18 protein-coding genes and 1 pseudogene are annotated in these 20,082 nt (G+C 38.5%); 12 read left to right on the top strand and 7 right to left on the bottom strand.

Features of this window, described 5'->3' with window-relative positions:
• Positions 1–248 precede the first annotated feature (248 nt).
• The 4 genes from B5J94_RS05040 to B5J94_RS05055 all read left to right on the top strand — a co-directional run bounded on the left by B5J94_RS05040 (position 249) and on the right by B5J94_RS05055 (position 1,867).
• Complete coding sequence (locus tag B5J94_RS05040) at positions 249–599, top strand: hypothetical protein (protein WP_062501565.1); 351 nt, start codon at positions 249–251, stop codon at positions 597–599.
• Between the two features lie 100 nt (positions 600–699).
• Positions 700–969 (top strand): antitoxin VbhA family protein, encoded by a 270-nt coding sequence (locus B5J94_RS05045; protein ID WP_062501563.1) that lies wholly within the window; start codon positions 700–702, stop codon positions 967–969.
• A gap of 1 nt (position 970) precedes the next feature.
• The gene (locus tag B5J94_RS05050; RefSeq protein ID WP_062501561.1) at positions 971–1,567 is read left to right on the top strand and encodes a Fic family protein; all 597 of its coding nucleotides are present in this window, start codon (positions 971–973) and stop codon (positions 1,565–1,567) included.
• A 24-nt stretch (positions 1,568–1,591) separates the two neighbouring features.
• Positions 1,592–1,867, top strand: coding sequence for a hypothetical protein (locus B5J94_RS05055; protein WP_062501559.1), 276 nt, complete (start codon positions 1,592–1,594; stop codon positions 1,865–1,867).
• Between the two features lie 162 nt (positions 1,868–2,029).
• On the opposite strand, the gene B5J94_RS05060 is transcribed toward B5J94_RS05055, so the two are convergent.
• Together B5J94_RS05060 and B5J94_RS05065 are read right to left on the bottom strand one after the other, a co-directional pair.
• Positions 2,030–2,479, bottom strand: coding sequence for a hypothetical protein (locus tag B5J94_RS05060; protein WP_079363976.1), 450 nt, complete (start codon positions 2,477–2,479; stop codon positions 2,030–2,032).
• A 117-nt stretch (positions 2,480–2,596) separates the two neighbouring features.
• Positions 2,597–2,809: a hypothetical protein gene (locus B5J94_RS05065; protein ID WP_079363977.1), complete on the bottom strand. Its 213-nt coding sequence runs from the start codon at positions 2,807–2,809 to the stop codon at positions 2,597–2,599.
• A gap of 398 nt (positions 2,810–3,207) precedes the next feature.
• Between B5J94_RS05065 and B5J94_RS05070 the strand changes: the two genes are divergently transcribed.
• From B5J94_RS05070 to B5J94_RS05090, 5 genes are all read left to right on the top strand, one after another.
• Positions 3,208–3,540: a helix-turn-helix domain-containing protein gene (locus B5J94_RS05070; RefSeq protein WP_062501346.1), complete on the top strand. Its 333-nt coding sequence runs from the start codon at positions 3,208–3,210 to the stop codon at positions 3,538–3,540.
• Positions 3,541–3,668: 128 nt separating this feature from the next.
• Entirely contained in the window at positions 3,669–4,292 is a 624-nt protein-coding gene (locus B5J94_RS05075; protein ID WP_062501348.1) for a P-loop NTPase family protein, read from the top strand.
• A 66-nt stretch (positions 4,293–4,358) separates the two neighbouring features.
• The gene (locus B5J94_RS05080) at positions 4,359–4,910 is read left to right on the top strand and encodes a hypothetical protein (RefSeq protein WP_062501350.1); all 552 of its coding nucleotides are present in this window, start codon (positions 4,359–4,361) and stop codon (positions 4,908–4,910) included.
• Positions 4,911–4,916: 6 nt separating this feature from the next.
• Positions 4,917–5,255 (top strand): type II toxin-antitoxin system RelE/ParE family toxin, encoded by a 339-nt coding sequence (locus B5J94_RS05085; protein ID WP_062501352.1) that lies wholly within the window; start codon positions 4,917–4,919, stop codon positions 5,253–5,255.
• Complete coding sequence (locus tag B5J94_RS05090) at positions 5,248–5,469, top strand: helix-turn-helix domain-containing protein (RefSeq protein WP_062501354.1); 222 nt, start codon at positions 5,248–5,250, stop codon at positions 5,467–5,469. Before B5J94_RS05085 ends, B5J94_RS05090 begins: the two co-directional genes overlap by 8 nt.
• Before the next feature lie 17 nt (positions 5,470–5,486).
• Here B5J94_RS05090 and B5J94_RS14970 read toward each other — a convergent pair whose 3' ends face one another.
• The 5 genes from B5J94_RS14970 to repM form a co-directional block, all read right to left on the bottom strand.
• The gene (locus tag B5J94_RS14970) at positions 5,487–5,615 is read right to left on the bottom strand and encodes a hypothetical protein (RefSeq protein WP_255216946.1); all 129 of its coding nucleotides are present in this window, start codon (positions 5,613–5,615) and stop codon (positions 5,487–5,489) included.
• 173 nt (positions 5,616–5,788) lie between these two features.
• Complete coding sequence (locus tag B5J94_RS14095; RefSeq protein WP_156471100.1) at positions 5,789–5,935, bottom strand: hypothetical protein; 147 nt, start codon at positions 5,933–5,935, stop codon at positions 5,789–5,791.
• A gap of 129 nt (positions 5,936–6,064) precedes the next feature.
• Positions 6,065–6,931, bottom strand: coding sequence for a replication initiation protein (locus B5J94_RS14975; protein ID WP_062498606.1), 867 nt, complete (start codon positions 6,929–6,931; stop codon positions 6,065–6,067).
• Positions 6,924–7,562 (bottom strand): RepB family plasmid replication initiator protein, encoded by a 639-nt coding sequence (locus tag B5J94_RS14980; protein WP_062498607.1) that lies wholly within the window; start codon positions 7,560–7,562, stop codon positions 6,924–6,926. Before B5J94_RS14980 ends, B5J94_RS14975 begins: the two co-directional genes overlap by 8 nt.
• Positions 7,563–7,924: 362 nt before the next feature.
• Positions 7,925–9,103: a replication initiation protein RepM gene (gene repM, locus B5J94_RS05105; protein WP_062498608.1), complete on the bottom strand. Its 1,179-nt coding sequence runs from the start codon at positions 9,101–9,103 to the stop codon at positions 7,925–7,927.
• A 436-nt stretch (positions 9,104–9,539) separates the two neighbouring features.
• Between repM and B5J94_RS15135 the strand changes: the two are divergent.
• The 3 genes and pseudogenes from B5J94_RS15135 to B5J94_RS05115 all read left to right on the top strand — a co-directional run.
• Positions 9,540–9,647, top strand: a pseudogene (locus B5J94_RS15135) (ESPR domain-containing protein); the annotation flags it as partial.
• Positions 9,648–9,665: 18 nt separating this feature from the next.
• Positions 9,666–19,565, top strand: coding sequence for an endonuclease toxin domain-containing protein (locus tag B5J94_RS05110; protein ID WP_228144528.1), 9,900 nt, complete (start codon positions 9,666–9,668; stop codon positions 19,563–19,565).
• On the top strand, positions 19,565–20,062 hold the full coding sequence (locus B5J94_RS05115) for a contact-dependent growth inhibition system immunity protein (RefSeq protein ID WP_062498610.1): 498 nt from the start codon (positions 19,565–19,567) through the stop codon (positions 20,060–20,062). The genes B5J94_RS05110 and B5J94_RS05115 overlap by 1 nt, the downstream gene beginning before the upstream one ends.
• Positions 20,063–20,082: the final 20 nt, after the last annotated feature.

A 20,082-nucleotide genomic window follows, 5' to 3' on the forward strand; every position in this document is an offset into this window, starting at 1 on the left:
TTTGGAAAGGGGTCTAATATGTTTCTACCATTTCTTATGGTGCATATTTGGGAAATTGAAGATAAATTATCAACAAATCAAAATGGGAGTTAGACCATGAGCGAGAAAAGAAAATTACAAATTGATAGAGATTGTGCCTATCTTGAAAGAGATGGTGTAATCAAGTTATTTTTTTAGCGTCAATGATATTTAATGTTTTTTTTCTTGTTTTTTGTTTTTAAAATTTTCAATAGAAATTAAGGTTTTATATGACAGTAAATGTTTATCTTGGTATTCCGTCCAACTTTCCAAACATAGAATTTCAGGTTAAATTTCCTGAAATTCTCTATCCTGCTTGGAGTTATAATAGTGGCTTTTCGGAACTAATTAAGTCTTTACCCAACAATAAAATTACAAACATTGTTAGTAATTCAACAGACTTTTTAAAATTCATCTCAATACAGGAAAGTTTTGGCACGCAAATTAAAATTTTTTCTATTGAGTTTGATGATAATAAAGAAATTTTATCAAACAATATTATTGAATACACCAATGATATTGATAAAATAAAAATGATAATGTTGCAAGATTATATACTTGGACATTATACTGTTATCTAGGTGGGTTTTTCAAGATTAAACTATGAAAATTCACGCATTGCAATATATGCAAACAATCCATAAAATTATGGTATAATATTGAACATTTCAGGAGCTAATCATGCAACAAATTCAACAACCCCAAACAGTCAGCAGAAATTTTTTTGCAAAAACAACATCATCAGTCAAAAAACCCGCTACACCAACAATCACTCCACAAGAACGCCAACGCAGATTGACCGCTTGGGAAAAAACATTGGCTAACTTCGCCCTAGAAGATATACACCCCACAGAAGACATGAAACGCATTGGCTTTATGTACATCAATGGGGAAATATCTTTTGAGCAAAGAAGTGAGATGATGAAAGCTAGTATTCTTGCAGGTAAATAGAATGAACCAAGAAGAGATTGAAAAATTAGCTTATTTGCGTGGATTAGAGATTGCTGAAAGGAAAGATTTAATCAATCAAACCTTTGATTTAAAACACCTAAAATCCATTCATACTTACCTATTTCAAGATAGCCAAACAGAAAGGGTTGCTGGCTCTTTTAGACCAGTAAGGGAAGATGTTCATTCAAAAAATAGAAATGAAACTTATTCAGTAAGAAAACCATTTTACTATGAGCCACTACCAAATGAAAGTAAAGTAGATAGCATTATCAAACAAGCTAATGAAAACTTGGGGCAGACGCAATCACCAAAAAAGAAAATTGAAATACTATCCAATCTATATGCTGATTTGGATTATCAACACCCATTTGTTGAAGGCAATAGTCGCACGATAAGAACTTTTTTAGAACATATCGCTCAAAATCATGGCATTGAACTTGACTGGCGAAGCACAGCCCAAAATAAAGATGAATTTTACAGGGCAAGGGATTTTGAAATTGCAAAAAGAAATAATGAAATCAATCCAACAAATGATATAGAAGCATATATGTTGGAAGAAGCTAAGAGATACAATACACAAGATTATATTGCCACTTAGATAGCTATACACAATGGAAGATATTTGCACCAAATCATTAAAGATTGTTGCAATTATCCGCATAAGGAATTATTGGAAACATTTGAACCTAAAAACACTAAAAATCAGTACCCTAATTTAAGCAATGACAATGCTCAAAAAATTGAAATTATGGCAATGCAAATCCTGTTAAAATGCCCTGATAATTTTGAAGCTCAGAAAAAGGGCTTGGAAATGTTACAAGAGCAAATACCTGATATTGCAAGCGGTAAAATTCCCATGCCAGACTTTCCTGATTTGGATAAGGGCAAGGGGCGTTAATCAACGCCCTTTATCTTTGCCAATCGCCCTACTCTTCACCAATTTATCCAGTTCCTTTTTTAGCTCCTGCTGGTCGCTTGGCAAGCCTTTGGTATAGGCTTTGTACTGCATAAATAATTCTTAATTCATCATCAGATAAATTTAACAATTTCATTTTATTTCCTAATAAATATCTGTACTTGATTTTAATAAATCTTGCACAACCTTAATATGTTTTTGAATTTGATTATACAACTGGTTGATTGGTAATTCTACCATATCGCCAGCATTATTTGCTTTGGCTATTTGATTTATGTTTACACCAATCTTGTATAATTCATAATTTGACTTTTTCAAAACTTCTATTTCATTACCAAGCAATCTTTTTTCTGAATATAAATGCTCCAATATAATAACTGTGGTATAATATTGTATAGAACTATGGCTATTTTTTGCCAATTTTTCTAAATACTCATAATCATATATTGGTATTGATAGTTGCAATCTTTGCTTTTTAATTCCAAGTTTTTTTCTTGACAAAATACGAACTAAATCATGATTATTTTGTGATTTAGCTTCTTGGATTTCTCTATTGTGATTTTTTATTTTTTCTTGATGATGTTCAATATACACTCTACAAAATGAAAAAGTACTACGGTTCCCGTTCGTGGTGAGCCTGTCGAACCATAACGGAAACCGACCCTTCGACAAGTTTAGGGCGAACGGTTTCCGTAGTAAAATTCAATTTTATTAGCTGTATCTTTCTTTATTAGATACAGCTTCATTTCTCAACTCATCATCTGATGAGTTTTGCACCTGCTCAGCACGCATTGCCTTATCAATGAGTGCTAAAATCGCTTTGGTGCGTGATGATGAACCAAGCTCATTTTGAGCGTAGCGGTGCAAAAAATCTTTATGGTCTTGGGTAAGACCATTCAAAAGGAAAGAATACGAACTGGACATAAATACTCCACAGAGCCAACCAAACAACCAACATTATAGCATAAAAATATATATTTTTAACGGCGTTAGCCTATCCTGCCATTAGAAAAACAAAGAAAAATGGTTCAGGGCGTAGACCTGAACCACCAACCACCAGCCCCCAAACCTTGCACATACTTTAAAATACTTTAAAATACTTTAAAATACTTTAAATTTTTCATTTTTTACTTTAAAATGCTTGAAAATGCTTTAAAATATCGTTATAATACTTTAAAATACTTGAAAATACTTGAAAATACTTGAAAATACTTGAAAATACTTGAAAATACTTGAAAATACTTGAAAATGCTTGAAAATGCTTGAAAATGCTTTAATTCTAGTGTAGAATGCCGTAAATTCCACTAAGGGGGTGTTTATGTATGGCTAGACCACGACTAACCAAAGAAGCTATCGCTTTCATTATTGAGTGTAGAGATGACCCAGCTCAGGTTTACACTTTGGAAGATATAGCAAAGTTGGTTGAAGAAAAATTTGGTATTAGTGTATCACTACAAGCGATTGGAAATAATTACCGAAAGTATAAGAGTGATAAAAGCATTACTCAAATTTCACAACCAACCAGCGAAGAAAAAACAGAGATTTCAAAGAAATCTATCTTTAAACCCAAAAAAACCAAACAAGATGTATTGCAGAATTTTGACAAAAATATTGACAATATAGACTTGGAAGATTTATTTAAACCAGCAGAATAGGTGTAATTATGGCTTATCCATTAAACAATGCAATCCACTTTGTAATGCAATCAAAAGGCGGTATTGGAAAAAGTGTTGTATCAATGCTTTTGTCCCAATATCTTTTGTAAAATGTTGATGATGTTACTTTGATTGATATTGACCCAAGTAACAAAACATTGGCTTCATATAAAAGCCTAAATGTAAAACAAATTGACATCATGAAAGATGATGAAGAATTGGTAGACCAATCAAAATTTGACGGATTTCTACAAAACTTCTTGGAGAATGAAAATGCAACTTTCTTGGTTGATACTGGTTCAGGTGAATTTCTGCCATTTAATAGTTATCTAACAATGATGGATATTCCAAGTGTTATTCAAGATGATTTTGAAAAAAACATCTACATTCATGTGCCAATCAGCTACGGACAAGCCGAAGATGATAGCAAAAAATGCTTAATCAAACTTGCCGAAAGTTACCCAACTGTTCCTATTATTGTCTGGGAAAATGAATATTTTGGAAAACCAACTACTGATTTTTCCAAAACAAAAGCATTCCAAGCGATTGATAATATCATTGGCGTTGTTAAAATTACAAAACTCAATAATGATACTTTTGAAAAAGACTTTTCAACAATGATTAAGCAAGGAATGACTTTTGAAGAAGTTGCTAATGACACTAAGACATTTGAACTTCTTGCCAAAAACCGCCTTAAAAAAATCAAAAAAGACATCTTTTCCAAAGTTGATGATGTTTTTAAAGATGAGTGATTTTTCACAATCAAAAACCACAAATGACGGTATTATGCCGTCATTTGCATAATATGGGGAAACGCCATGAGCGAAGAAGACAAAGAAGTAAAAAAACTCATTCAGAGCATATTTGAACGCACCAGCACCAAAGTTGGCGAAGACGACCCAAGCGTTGCATTGGTGCTGGGTATTAGAGATATTTTAAAAGAAAATATCCAAGATTTTGAAGAAAAAATCACCGCACTTAGCCACCAACAGCTTATCGGCATTCAAAGCGAGATTGAAACCGCCATTACCAGCATTCAAATGCAGTTAGACGGCTCAAATGAGTATTATGTCGGCAATAGCACCAATCACGAAAAAAACCTAGCAGAAGCATTCACAGACTTATTGAGCGAGCTTGACACCAAGAATAAAGACCTAAATTTTATTCTCACCAAAATTCAAGCCGAGTACGACAAAGCCAGCGATGAGCGTTTTGAGCGTCATATCGCCAAAATTGAAGAGTTGCAAGCCAAAGAATTGCAAAGACAAAGCAAAAAAGACACCGCCAAACAGCGAGAAATCCTGTTTGCTGGTGCTGGTTTTGTCGCTGGTGTAGTCATTTGCTTGTTAATATTTTTTGTAGTAAGATAGGTCATTATGGCAGACAATCAAAACCAAGAACAACCACAATTCAAAATCAAGAAAACAGATGAATTTGAAAAGTGGTTTAAAAAACTCAAAGACCGACAAGCGAAAAAGCAAATACTTGGTCGCTTATTTCGCATTGAGCAAGACGCATTTTTTGGCGAACACAAAGGCATTGGCGACAATATCAGCGAGTTAAAATTTCATACAGGGGCTGGATACCGAGTGTATTACACCATTCGTAGAAATGTCGTGGTTTTATTGCTTTGTGCTGGCGACAAAGACAGCCAAGAGCGAGATATTGAACAAGCCAAAATTATTTTGGCAAATTGGAGTGATGAAGATGAGTGATTTTAATATTTTAGATTATCTAAATAGTGAAGAAGATATTCAAGACTTTTTAGAAGAAGTTTTGAACAATGGAGCAAGCCCAAAGGCGGTGAAAAACGCCTACATAGTCGCTGAACAGGCTCGTGCCAAACTTGCCAATGAAAAACCTAGCATTGGTACAGCCCAAATGTTCTTCAATCTATGGCAACGCCAGCACAACTACGCCACAGCCTAATTTTTCCTTTTGTCTTTTCAACCAACACCGCTTATGGCGGTGTTTTTGTTTGCTTGGTAAGTAGGTAGGGGATAGGGCGAAAGAACACACACAAAGCGAATTTGACCCTGAGAACCGTCCCAAATCACCCCAAACCCATACCACATAAAGGCTCAAAGCCATTTTTTACACTTGTTCACTAATTTCTTGTTTACAAAATTTATACATAAAATTACATTATATGTATTGACTTGAAATGTCAATACAATATTTGTATTAAATTTGTTTTTTAATAGAAACAATTTAGAAACAATTAAAAATGACCCCTAAGCTGTCTAAGTCATACTCTATCAGGCTGACAGCCACTACCGCCAGTCTCAGGTAGATTTTTGGAATAATCGCCTGAATGGGGTGGCAGGTAGAGTAGGGCGGTTGGTGCGACAATACCAATTTTTCCTTTTGTCTTTTCAATAAAAAACACCGCCATAAGCGGTGTTTAAATCAATAAATCTCTTTCCAAACTAAAAATAAACCCTTATAAGTATTGGGGTTGAAGTTTTTAAAAATCCATAAAAATCAGGGTTTGGAAAGAAGTCTAATATATACTACATCTTGATTACCTTGATAGAATTTCATCAAGTAGAGCAAAGCCCTTACGGTCTCTTTCGCTCAATAAATAACGCTCCCAAATTCTGACTACGCCCTGATAGTCTCCCTTTTCAAAATACATTTTTTCAATACCAATACCAATTCTTTTTTGGTTTGCCATTACAAATTCTTCTGCATTCGCCAGCAACACTTCATAATCCTGCCTGAGCTGAGCCTGTTCCAGCTCCGCTTGCTCTTTGGCTTTTTGTTTGGCTCTTAGCTTCTCCTGTGCAATTTGTTGGGGGGTAGGGTGCTTTTTGATTTCGGCTTCGGTGTACCAATCAGACGGCACAAAATCAAGCACTTTAAGAAAATCAATGTGCTTGGACTGTAAGTGTACATTTGATAACTCTTTGATAATTTCTTCCACATCTTGACCGCTTGCTTTTTTAATTTTACTAGCGAACAAGGAAAGCTGTTTTTGGCTCATTTTGAAATTGGTAAATGGGTCTTTGGGGGCATTGCTCCCTTTTTCTTTTGTCTCTTCAATTTTCTTTTGTGATATATCTTCAAAAGAAAAAAGCAACTCAGACACAGAACGACCAACTTTCTTTTGTTCGTAAGAAATGCGAATTGTGGTATATTCATGAATATCACTAATCGCCCTATCTATCACATTTCTTTTAAATTCAGCAACATTTTTATATTTATCAACGCAATTAAATTTTTCTTTTAGATATTCAATAGTATAACTTTTTTGTTTAAAATCTTGATGTAAGCAACTAACAATCAATTCAAACAAAATAATGCCATAACAACCCAATTTAACAATAACATCAATTTGATATTTTGTAAAAGGGTTTGCTTTATCAAAAACTGTAAGCATTTCAATCATATCTTCGCTTAAAGATATAGCTATTCCCCCCCCTATCTTCAAGGTAGTTACATTTAGAAACCCAAGTCATGCCTGTTTTGTAAGTTTTTTCGCCAAAAGGCTTATCGTCTTTGAAATTCCAAAACCAAAAAGCCTTACCAAGTATTGTATCAGCAGTATTAGCCAACATCTTATAGACATTATTCGGCTTAATTTCATATGTTTCTGCAAAATCTAGGGCTTTAACCACAAAAACCCTACGATTTTTATTAGGAAAATCTTCAACATCTTTACGAACAATAGGCGATAAAAGCATAATTAACCGTCTTTCATTTAAATCCAAATTTGTAATTGCATTCAATAAACGATTTTGTAACACATACCATTTATCACCATAAACCAATTTATTTTGCAATTCTAGGGATTTCTCAACACTTTCATTTTGGAGTTGAACAGCCTGCTCTTGGGCTTGCTTAGCAACAGGATTAGGCTCAAACACAGTAGGAAAGTCATCAAGGGAAAAGCCATAATTTTTTAAAATGGCTCGCTTCATCGTTGGGTTGCCCCCAAACTGCTCATCAATCATCTCAATGGACTTGCTGACTTTCTGCAAGGTTTCAAAATCAAGGGTTTCAAGGTTAAAATCTGTCATTAGTTGTCACTCCATGCCTATCTAAATATAAGTATTATTATATATGTATTTTACATATAAATCAATCATAAATACCATAAATTTCTACACAAATGACCATAAATTTCTACACAAATGAAAAAGTTTTCCACAATGTAAGTATATGATTTTTAAATTAAAAAGTTGCAATTTATAAAAAGGTACAAAATATTATAAATTTATAAATATTATAAATAATAAAAAGGGCTTCGCTGTGCTTCGCCTTTGTTGTTGGTTAAAATTCTTTTAATTTAAAAAAATTTTTCTTTTTGTCTTTTTAAAAATCTTAAAATCTAGGAGTTTTGGGAATTATTTGCATTCAATTATAAATAATTCCACAAACCTTACTGCTTTATTTGCAAAAAGTCCAAATTTAAATGTCTAAAATTGGCCAGCTTTTCAAATTTATGCTTTTCCATTTCAAACACACCGGCAAAATCGCCATCGTTATAGCGAATCTGTTGCAAACCTTGCAAATGATTTGGGTCAATATTTCTGGCCAAATACATATTAATCAAACGATGCTCTGCTTTTATCTTCTCAAAAATATCCCTGGCTCTATCAAGCTCAATTTTCTCCTTGGCTTTTTTAGCCTGCTTTTCTGCTTTTTCACGTTCTTTTTTCTTTTTTGTTTCTAGCTCAGCTTGGCGATGTTGCTCTAAGGCTTGCTTGATAAGATTAGCTCGATGTTGTCCATCCGCCCCGATGTTGTCGGCATAGATATTTTTTTGATTAACAATTTTACGTTCCTTGTCGGTTAAACTATCAAATATATCAACAGTATTGACATCTCTTTCTTTATCTTTGGTTCTTGGAGTTGTTAATTTTTCTTTTGACTTTTGAGTAACAACAAAGGTAAATCCAATAATCTTGCGTCCATTTTTATGTTGCTCATAAGTGATATCAATATCAGTTTTATCATTAACTTGCTTAACAGCAAAATCAATAACTTTACGCTTTAGAGTTTCCATTCTTGGGTATTCATCATTAATCACACCCAAACGATTTCGTAGCTCATCAATGTCAAACATAGGCGTCCTACCTTTAGTACGCCATGCAATAATAATCTCGTACAAACGCACCGCATATTTACTGGTCAATCCTGCTACTTGTTCCAACTCATAACTGGTAAAATTCTTCTCAAGCAGTGTTATTAGAGGGGCGACATCATCAGAGAATTTCAACCTAACAATCGCCTCGTTTTCCACATAGGAGACGCTTTGAACCCAACGGCTCGTAATCGTCTCCTTATTACCTTTCGGTGTTAGCTTCTGATAAGTAAACCTGCGTTCAAACAAATGACTACACGCATCTTTTAGAGCCTGATACGCAACATTCCTATGGACACCAAATTCATTGATGTAATTCTCAGCACAAATAGTCAAGAAATCATCTGATTTAATTTCCTGATTCGTTCTTCTTGCCTCAACCACTGCAAGTAAAATAAGACGTTGTTCCACCAACTCAAGATTGTAACTAGCATTGATGAGTGCATTATCTTTAACAACGAGATTTTTATTCATACAATTTCTAATTATGCAAGGTAAACGGTGCTATATAAATTAGCACCTAAAAACAATAAAGGTGTTATTATATCTTCTTCTGACAAAGGTGTCAAATGCAAGGTAAACGGTGCTATAATGCAAGGTAAACGGTGCTATAATGCAAGGTAAACGGTGCTATAATGCAAGGTAAACGGTGCTATAATTCCTCTATATCCCTTTGTTTTCAAGGCTTTCAGGACGTCTAAAAATATTAAAAATATTAAAAATAAAAAGCAAAAAATCACAAAAAGCGTGATTTTTTGCTTTACTTATTTAATTTTTAAACTTTCTTAAACCCACTCACCCATAAAATTCTCCGCAAATCATCATAAAAACATTGCACTATTTCCACAAATTTTATAGAATAAATCTCATTTATTTATTTTTTGTATTTGATTATTTTTAGGAATATCTAATGAACCGCAATTGCTACCGCGTCATCTTTAATAAAAACCTAGGTTGTTTGGTTGTGGTTTCTGAAAAAACCTGTTGCCAATCTAAAACAAAAGCTCAGGGAGGCAGTCAAAATAATACCGTTTTGATGACCTCGCAACAAGACTCATTTGGTTATGGACTTTATGGTAAATTTAAACTTGCCAGCATGGCCGTGCTTTTAGGACTCACTTTTTCGGTGACCTCTTATGCTAATCCAAACACTGCTACAACCATCATCGCCGATCCATCCGCTCCCAAAAACCTACAACCTACCATTTTGCCTACCGCCAGTGGTATAGTTTCTGTCAATATCGCCACACCCAATGATAAAGGACTATCCAATAATCACTACAGCCAATTTGATGTCGGCAGTACAGGTGCTGTATTAAATAACAACCGTAAAGCAGTCAATACCCAAATCGCAGGATATGTACAAGCCAACCCCTTTATGGCAAAAGGTGAGGCATCCACCATCTTAAATCAAATTAATTCTAACAACCCAAGTCATCTGGGTGGCTTTATTGAAGTGGCTGGTAAAAGAGCAGATGTTATTATTGCCAACCCTAATGGTCTTGTTATCAATGGCACTGGTTTTATCAACGCAGGCAATGTACATCTTGTGGCTGCAAACGGCAAGTTTGACCAAGGACAAATCACTGGTTATCAAGTCAATACCGGCAACATTGAAGTTAATGGTAAGCTTAACCTACAAAACACTGATTATGCTGCATTGATTGCTAAAACCGCCCAAATCAATGATGAGATTTACGCAGGCAGCGTACTAGATATTGTCACAGGGGAGAATACAGTTACTCTGCAAGATGGTAAATTTAACCAACTTTCTGCTGCCCACAAAAATGACGGTGCAAGCAGCACAAACCAAACAGGTATTGCCCTAGATGTCGCTGCCTTAGGTGGCATGTATGCAGGTAAAATCCGTCTTATTGGTACAGACAAAGGCTTTGGTGTTAACAACCAAGGGATGATTGCAGCAACTGGCAGCGGTGTACAAGCTGGTACAGGCACGCTCACTCTTGATCATCAAGGCAATCTTGTTAATACAGGTATCGCATCAGCCAAAGACAAAGTGACGATCAATACCCAAAGTCATCACGTCCGCAACGCTGGCACACTACTTGGTGAACAATCCGACATTGCCATTGACACCGCCAAGCTCACCAACACAGGCACCATTGCCAGCACTCAAAACACTAAGATAACTGCCACAAACGCCATTGACAATCAAGGCAGTATGTATGGTGGTGTCTTACAAGTTAGCACTGATGAACTCACCAATACTGGTAAGCTTGTCCAAACAGGTACAGGTAAGCTCACTATTAGTACCCATACACTTACCAACACCAACAAAGCTGCAATTGGTCAAAGCCTGTATGAAAAAACCCAACTTAAAGCACCCTCTGTGCCAAGTACCGATCAAAGTGCTGGTACGGTAAGCCATCAGCCAGCAGACAATACAACAACAAATAACTCAAATAATGGTGCAAACACACCCAATCCATCAACCGATACGCCATCTGCCAACGGTTTTATCAGCACCACCAAGTCTTTAAACAATACAGGCGACAAAGCACTGATCACTGCCACAGGCGACACTCATATTACCGCCAATCAGACCAGTAACACCAATCAAGCATCGATTGACGCACAAACCTTAAACACTAACACCCTTGCCAACACTGACAGTAAAATCGCCCTAGATAACATCCACTGGCAATTAACCAGCTTTGACAACAGCAAAGGCGATATCATCTCCAGACAAGACATGGCAATTGACAGTGAATCTACCATCATCAATACAGCAGGTAGTCTGACCAGCGGTGGGGATATGGTGCTTGTTGCCAAGAATGAGTTTAATAATAGCGATGGTGTTGTGCAAAGTACTGGTGACGTATCTGTCGCAGCGAGCAAAGTCATCAATAACCAAGGTGTTATTCATGGTGCCCATGCACTGACGATAAATGCCAATGGTACACTTAAAAACAATGCTAGTGTGATTAGTGGTGCCCAAAACACAACGATTACTGCCAAAACAGCCATTGATAATACTGATGGTCGCATTCAAAGTGATGGTAAGCTTAATGTTAATGCACAGCAACTAAATAGCACTGGTACGATTTACGCAGCCCAAGATACAGCCATTACTGCCAGTCATATTAACAATGAACAAGCAGGTCTGATTGCCAGTGCCAAGGATGTCCGTATTGACACTCAAAGCTTAACAAGTACTGGTACTATCAGTGCAGGTATGCAAAGTGATGGTAAACTTGGTAATACACCAGCTAACATCAGCATCCAAGCAACAGAAGGTATTCGTAGTAATGGCAATGCTATTGCGACGGGCACACTGACGCTAAATGCCAATACTATCAATCTTGATGACAGCAAAACCCAGGCTGATAATATCACACTCTTAGCACAAGACACTATTAGTACACGCAAAACTAGTACTGTCGCTAGCAATAGCCTTGCCATCACAGCTCCAAACAAACTAGATAATAGCGAGGGTATACTAAGTGCCAATGAGATGATTGTTAATACTGATGTCTTGGAGAATCGTCAAGGCACCATTAGTCAAGCTGGTAAAACAGCGTTATCATTAGCGATCAAACGCAGCATTAATAATACCTTAGGTACTATTAGTACTAACAGTGATAAACTTGAGATTGATACCAATCAGCTTATTAATCAACAAGGTGCCATCCACCACGCAGGTGTAGGTGAGCTTAATGTAAAATCAGAAAATCTAAATAACAGCCAAGGTGAGCTATTAAGTCTAGGCACTCAAACATTAAACATCAAAGCCATTGATAACAGCCAAGGTATCATATCGGCAACTGGCTTTACCATCAATGCAGGCGGTTTGGATAATACCGCAGGTCTACTGCAAGCCACCGATAAAGATGCTGACAATCTCTTAAATATTGACAGCACTCTTGATAATAATAAACTGGCTGAGCAGCAAGGCAGTATTGATGTTGCTGGTAATTTGGCACTAACTGCCAAAGCTTTACAAAACCAAGGTGAGATCACTACCAATAATCTCAAGGCGACCGTAGCTAATGTTAATAACACTGGTGCTATCGGTGCCAGAGGTAATATACAAATCGCTAGCAGTCAAGACATTGACAATACAGGCAATATCAGTGCAACTGGCAATATTGTCTTAAATGCTAATAACACCATCAGTCATCAAGGTGTCATGATGGCAGCTGAAAATATTACAGCCACTGCCAATCGCTTAAACTTCAATCAATCCACGAGCAGTGCAGACAATATTAGCTTATCAGCACAAGCGGATATACACCATAATCAAGGGGCAACAGTTGCCAACAATAAGCTTAGCTTAAAAAATACAAGCACCATCCATAATCAGGGAGGTGTATTATCAGCCAATCACACAAGTATTGACACCAAAGATTTACGAAATGGCGGTATTATCCAAGCGGATGTGCTTGCCATTAAGCAGCAAGCGGATTATACGCACACCGATAATGATAAACTACTTGCAAATAGCTTACAGCTTAGTACTGACGGCAAGATTACCAATCAAAGCCAATTAACTGCCAATCAGGATTTAACACTCGTCGCAAATCATATTGATAACACCCAAACAGGCACCATTAGTAGTGGCAATCACACACAAATAACCAGCCAAACCAGCATCAATAACCAAGGCTTAATCAATGGCGAAACCACGGTTATTAAAGCCAATGATACAATCAACAATCAGTCAGGCGGTCGTATTTATGGCACACACCTTGCCATACAAGCTGATACACTAAACAATACCCCAGCTAAGGTGAAAGAATCAGACAGCAAGTACACTGCCCCTGTGATTGCAGCCAGAGAGCGATTGGATATTGGTGTAAAAATGCTTAATAACAACCCCAACCCTGACAGAGCAGGCAAATTTAACGAAAACTTCGACAATCAAGCCTTAATCACAAGCCTAGGCAGTCTGCATATTGGTGGCAACTTAGATGACAATCATTACGCCACAGGCAAAGCAGGTGCTGTTATCAATAAGGGGGCAACGATTGAATCTGGTGGGGAGATGGTGGTTGGGACTTCGGTATTAAAGAATGAGAATGCAGATTTTGCCACAAAGACCCAGTCTTCTTCTGAAAATATTGCTGTGTATCATGCCAATGGTAGGATCTATACCCCTAATGAAGTAAGCATTACACCTGTGGGACATAACCATCGCATTCTACCACTCATCATCAAAAATTCGAACAATGAAGAATATCGCACTTATGATCGCTGGAATTATAAAGAAATTTTAACTTGGGAAGAAACAGATGTTAGTGATCCAAGTCGCATTGTTTCAGGTGGTGATTTAACAGTAGATATTGATCAATTTAATACCAATAAAAGCCAAGTTATAGCTGGAGGAAAAATCACACTCACCGGAAAGGTTGGTAGCATTGATCCAGAATCAACATTAATTATACCAAAATACAGTTATCAAGACGTTGTACGAACACATCATAAGCCGGGGACAGGTTGTCGTCAACGGGTGCTTGGCAGTTGCTGGGGAGCTTATGAAGTAACTGATGTTTTTGTAGACAAAAACGCTCTCCAGTCTATTAATGCCAAAACAACGGGAACGCCTTACTTTTTACCAATTGTAAATCAAAATGGTGGTATAAAGACCGCTGTTGTGATGCAGAATGTCAGTGCTGACCATCTTGCTTTAAATGCCGCCAACATCGATAGTTCAGCTCTAGTCAGTGGTGATATAGACACCGTGCTTACCACCTTGCAAGCCACTCAATCTGCCTTATCTGCTACCGCTCAAAAGCAACTGTCAGATTTATTGTCAGCCAAACAATCAGGGCAGGATGTGGATGAGGCTGTGCTGGCAAACTTAGTTGATGAGTTAAAACATAGTATTACCAATAAGCAAGCAGTGACGATAGCAAACACTGACAACACCCTCACCATTCCAACATCAGCCCTATACACCATCAATGCAGATAATCCTAATCAACCACTGATTCAAACTGATTCTGCCTTTACCAATCACAAACAGTGGCTTGGCTCAGATTATATGCTAAAGGCGATGCAATCAGACCCCAATCATATCCATAAACGTCTATCTGATGGTTATGGCGAACAAGCACGTATTAAAGATGAGTATTATCTACTGACAGGCAGACACATCAACACCGATTATCACAGTAATGAAGAAGCCTTTAAACAGTTGATGGATAATGGCATCGCTCATGCCAAACAATTCGGCTACACGCTTGGCACAGCACTCACGCCTGATCAGATGGCAAACTTAACCACAAACATCGTCTGGTTGGTGAAACAGTCCATCACCTATACCACCAAAGATAAAGATGGCAATAGCATCACCAAAATCGAGGATGTCTTAGTGCCTAAGCTGTATCTAAGATCTGCCAACATCGCCACAGGCACACTTAGTCCTGATGGCAGATACAGTGCTGTCTCAGCAAGAAATATCAACATGCAGCTGACTGGCGATCTTGACAATAATGGCAACCTCATCGCCAAAGACACTGCTGCCATCACCGCAAACAATGTCAATAACACAGGCATCATTAATGGCGACTTTGTTAAGATAAGCACAAACAACGACCTCATCAACCACGGCACCCTACACGCAAACAGTGCCATGGGTCTTGATGCCAAAAACCGCATCATGAGCCAAAGCCTAACCACTACCCAAACAAACACACAAGGTAAAAGTAGTTCAAGCAGAACTGACTTAAGCCAAATCGCCACCATCAGTGTTGGTGCAGGCTTAAAAGACAGTACAGATGAAAACGGCAAACCATTAACCACACTAAGTCTGCGTGGCAATCAGATCATCTATCAAGGTGCCACATCAGACAACACAGGCGGCAGTACCCAAATGGCCGCCGAAAATGGCATCAACATTGGCACTGTTACCGTAAGCAACCACATCAGTGCTGTGGCAGATGACAATAATTACTTTAAGTACAGCCAAAGCACCGATGTAGGCTCAAATATTAGCAGTTATGGTGATACCATCATTAGAACCACAGGCAAAAACGCAGACATTAACATCCAAGGCTCGCACCTAGACTCTGTCACAGGCACTACGGCTATTATTGGTACTGGGGGTGTACGCATGACCGAGGGGAGGAAGGTAGAGGGTGTACAGAGTGCCTCCAGTTACCAACAAGACAAATGGTACGGCAGCAAAGACATCAAACAAACATATGAATCCTACACTGATGCAGCTGTATTAAGTACTGTTTTGGGCAATGATGTGTACATAATCTCACAGGATGCTGATGTCAGCTTATTTGGTACCAATGTCAATGCCAATGAACAAGCAAGTATTAGTGCGAAACAGGGTAATGTTACTGTACAGTCTGCTGTCAATAGCATCTATCAAAACAACACCAAAACCACCCAAAACTTTTATAAAAATACAGGTAATGTTGATGGCTTTTACCAAGAAACCCTTGCTCAAACAGGTGTTCGTGCTGGCAGTGTTGATATTCAAGGAAATTCTGCCAATTTAAATGGAATCAGCCTTCAAGCTACTCACGGCCCCATCACAGTGGGTAATGCCCATCTTGCCACCAATGATGATGGTACCTTGAAGCTTAATGACAATGGTAAGCCTACCGTCATTTCAGGCGATATGCACAATCTAAATCTAGGCACGGTAGATTTAACCAATGAAACTTGGCAGGAGATCTCTAAGTCTTATCGTGGTCTTGCCAAAGATGTGATGAAGGGTGTTGGGGTTGTAACAGGTGCTTTGGGCTTTGACGGTGTTACACTTGCCAAATCTGATAGTAACCACAGTAAAACAGAGATTCAGGCGGTAAGCGAACTTCACGGTAGTCATATTCAAGCGGGTGCTCAAACTGTAACTGCGACAGGTACACGCTTTGATGCTGGCACCGATGGCTTTGTGGCTGTCTTGGGCGATGATGTTTTATTTGCCACCGCCAAACACACCAAAACCGCCAATGCCACTCAAACACGCCAAACCATCACTGGTGAAGGTATGAGACTTGGTAAAGACCACTTGCAATTAGGTGCGGTGGTTCATACCGATAGCACAGATACCCAAAGCACCCAAAGCACCACTCATGATGGCGTAACCGTTCGTGGCAATAATGCGGTTGTGCTTGGCAATATGAATGACGGCAGTCTAACCACGCAAGCTACCAACTTTGATTTAGACCCTACATCAGGCACTTTACTCATTGGTGCCAAATCCACCTTGCTTGATGGTGCTATCAATCAAACCGCACACACTCAAAGCAATGAAACAAATACCACCAGAATCGGTGCAACAGTTCATCATGTTGCCGTAGATACTGCCATTGCTGCCGAAAATGTCAAAGAAGCCATTCAAGCTGCCAACCATGCTCGTAAAGAGCTAGAACAAGCCAAAACGATGGTAAAAACTGGCAAACTCGACCCAAATGCCATTAAGGATTATGAGCTAAACCTTGCCATGGCAACTACCAATGTCGCCAATGCTCAAATCGCTTTGGGCAGCACAGCAGCGACAGCGGCATCAACTGCACCAACCTTAGGCTTTAGTGCCAAACTGGGTGCGACACACACCCAAAGCCAAAGCAGCCAAACGCAAACAAACCAAGAATTTGTTGCGACCAACATCACTGCTGCCAATACAACGCTGGTTGGTGATGACTTTACCACCAAAGGACTGCAAGGGGATATTGGCAACTTGAATGTTGATCAACTTAATAAACTAACCTTAACCCATGCCACCACCCAAGACATTAGCCTAAACCAAAGCAGTGGTAATACCTTAGATGCCAGCATCAGCAGTACGGGCAATCTATCGGCAGGTGTAAGCAGACAACAAAGCCACAGCCAAAGCACAAGCACGACAACCCATGACACAAAACTCAACTTAGGCGAGCTAAACGGCCATGCCAACACCACCACCTTGCACGGTGCCACCATTACCACGCAAGGCGGTCATTACAGCACAAACACACTCAATATCACCACCAGTCAAAATACTCATCATGAGCAAAGCAAAAGCCAAGGTGGTAACATTGGTATTGGTGCAAACAGTCTAAATCTAGGCTATAATCAGCAAAACAGTAATAGCGATGTTACCACCAATAACACCCCATCAGGCATCATCTATGTCAATGCCGATGCCAATCACGGCAGTGGTCACAGCCTAAGTACCAATCACACCACCCTAACAGGCGGTGTCATCGCTGCCATCAGTGAAGATGAACAAGGCAATCAAACAAACAGCGAGCTAAACTTCACCACCAACACCTTAACCACAAACGACCTATTGGCAACAGAATCTAGCCAAAACAAGGGTATGGGCTTAGGGTTGGGTAGTAGCGATAATAAACCTACCAGTATTAGCATCTCTGCCAACAACAACGGACACCAAAAAGAAACAACAGCCCTTGCCACCATCGGTCAAGGTGCTACCATCACAGGTACTATCACCCACAACGGACAAGCCCAAACCAGCACCGACCTTACCCAAACAGACATCAACACCGATGCCCTAACCACCCAACAAGTCATCAAAGATACCAAAACAGGCGGTCTAGATGTCAATACCACTATCGATACCAGGGTGTTTAGTAAAGAGGGGAGAGAGGGGATTAAAAAAGAACAAAAAGACCTGCCCAACAACACCAAAGCCGCCTTTGGTATGTTTGGCGTTGCTGTGGGTGCAACAGCTACTGGCTTAATGGACAATGAAAACACCATCAATGGCAACTCTGCCCTCAAAAAAGCCAAAGACAACCTAACCCAAGCTACAAATAACATTCTGACAGGAGCGGATAAGACACAAGCCAATCTTAATGCTCACATAGATGCCATCACTGATGGCGATTTAACCAATGTCGCCCAAAACCAAGACATCTTAAATGAATTAAACACACAATTAACCCAAGATACAACTGCCAAAGACACCCAAGTCTTTTTAACCCAAAACACCACCAACACAAAAGACGAGCTGGTACAAGGGCTTGCCAATCCCACCAAAGGACACACCTACCTTGACATAGACCATCTTCTAGACAATGCCATAGAAACCCTAAACCACGAAATCGCCCACCACAATGGACAAGGCGAAACTTCTGCCACAAGAATGGGCAAAATCTCTGATTTGGCGTATAATATTGGTACTAGTCTGAATAAAGAGGACATTGACAACCATAGACAAGGCATCATAACAACTGCTCAAACTCTGCAAAACTTAAGCACCGATGAACAACTTGCCATCACACAAGATAGTCAATCACTACTCAATGCCAATGAGGTGCAAAGAGCTTGGGAGGTGGAGAGTGGGGATGAGGTTTGGGATAATGCACAATCCAAAGCGGCTCAGATGAGAAGAGCTGAAGATTATAAAAACTGCAAACAAGCCGGGTTAAATCACCAACAATGTGGAGAATTTATACGCCAAAGAAGTATTAATCGTGCTATTACAGTTCTTGAGTTTGTTGAAATGGTTGGTATTCCTAGTGCTAGGGTTGGTGCTGGAACCAAGGTTTCTCGATTAAATTCTATACCAACCAACTCAGTTTCCAATAATATTGTTGGTATACGATGGGGAGGTGGCATCCAAAATCAAGGCATGCCTTGGGAGAATTATGTTGGGAGAAGTTTTCCCGCGGAGGCCAGATTGCCAAAAAACTTCAAGACGTTTGACTACTATGATGCCAAAACAAAAACAGCTATTAGCGCAAAAACTTTAGATACTCAGACATTGGCTAAAATCAATAACCCCACTCAGGTTTACAGTGCTATAAAATCACATATTGATGCAGCAGCCAGCTTTGAGACACATACATTGTCTAGAGTTGGTTTGAGATCTGATATGATACAAAGGAGGGAAATTTATTTGGCCATCCCTGCAAAAACCAATGTGGGGCAAAGACAGCAAATACAAAAAGCAATACACTATGCTAAAACTCGCAATATTGTAATTAAAATTACGGAGATAAAGTAATGGCTTTTAACCAAGAGCAACACTATACTGCATGTGTCAGATTTAACGAAAAGGCAATCATTGTTCAAACTATGTCTGGTAATGGTATGATGGCAATTGATCACATGTATCAACCTTTTATTTTGCCTCTAGATGTTGATGATATCGCATTGAGTAACGCTTTATTGCAGGCACTATCCAATAGTAGAACATTTACACAAGGAAGCGATGAGAGTATAGATTTTTTTGATTTGACCAAAGGAGAGGATCGCTATGAGAATTGGGTGAGTCACTTATGTCAATCTTTAGGTTACAAAACAAAAAAATCATTATTGAAAAATATGATGTTGTGCGATGTATATTTATTTGATAGCGTGATAAATATTTATCCTAATCGTCATGTTAGATTGGATGCTTGGGACGGTCTAGGTAAAGATAAAGCAGTCACTTTATCTTTGGATAGCACACCTGATGAAATTGGAAAAGGATTGCGTTTAGCAATGAGTTATTGTTTGTAGCCTGTATCAAATTAAGGATA

The sequence above is a fragment of the Moraxella lacunata genome, assembly GCF_002027545.1.
In the GTDB taxonomy this organism is placed as follows: Bacteria; Pseudomonadota; Gammaproteobacteria; order Pseudomonadales; family Moraxellaceae; genus Moraxella; species Moraxella lacunata.

Coding starts and splice junctions, on each gene's coding strand:
- B5J94_RS05040 (WP_062501565.1), top strand. CDS start 249: ATGACAGTAAATGTTTATCTTGGTATTCCGTCCAACTTTCCAAACATA.
- B5J94_RS05045 (WP_062501563.1), top strand. CDS start 700: ATGCAACAAATTCAACAACCCCAAACAGTCAGCAGAAATTTTTTTGCA.
- B5J94_RS05050 (WP_062501561.1), top strand. CDS start 971: ATGAACCAAGAAGAGATTGAAAAATTAGCTTATTTGCGTGGATTAGAG.
- B5J94_RS05065 (WP_079363977.1), bottom strand. CDS start 2,809: ATGTCCAGTTCGTATTCTTTCCTTTTGAATGGTCTTACCCAAGACCAT.
- B5J94_RS05070 (WP_062501346.1), top strand. CDS start 3,208: ATGGCTAGACCACGACTAACCAAAGAAGCTATCGCTTTCATTATTGAG.
- B5J94_RS05080 (WP_062501350.1), top strand. CDS start 4,359: ATGAGCGAAGAAGACAAAGAAGTAAAAAAACTCATTCAGAGCATATTT.
- B5J94_RS05085 (WP_062501352.1), top strand. CDS start 4,917: ATGGCAGACAATCAAAACCAAGAACAACCACAATTCAAAATCAAGAAA.
- B5J94_RS05090 (WP_062501354.1), top strand. CDS start 5,248: ATGAGTGATTTTAATATTTTAGATTATCTAAATAGTGAAGAAGATATT.
- B5J94_RS14970 (WP_255216946.1), bottom strand. CDS start 5,615: ATGTGGTATGGGTTTGGGGTGATTTGGGACGGTTCTCAGGGTCAAATT.
- B5J94_RS14095 (WP_156471100.1), bottom strand. CDS start 5,935: ATGGCGGTGTTTTTTATTGAAAAGACAAAAGGAAAAATTGGTATTGTC.
- B5J94_RS14975 (WP_062498606.1), bottom strand. CDS start 6,931: ATGATTGAAATGCTTACAGTTTTTGATAAAGCAAACCCTTTTACAAAA.
- B5J94_RS14980 (WP_062498607.1), bottom strand. CDS start 7,562: ATGACAGATTTTAACCTTGAAACCCTTGATTTTGAAACCTTGCAGAAA.
- repM (WP_062498608.1), bottom strand. CDS start 9,103: ATGAATAAAAATCTCGTTGTTAAAGATAATGCACTCATCAATGCTAGT.
- B5J94_RS05110 (WP_228144528.1), top strand. CDS start 9,666: ATGACCTCGCAACAAGACTCATTTGGTTATGGACTTTATGGTAAATTT.
- B5J94_RS05115 (WP_062498610.1), top strand. CDS start 19,565: ATGGCTTTTAACCAAGAGCAACACTATACTGCATGTGTCAGATTTAAC.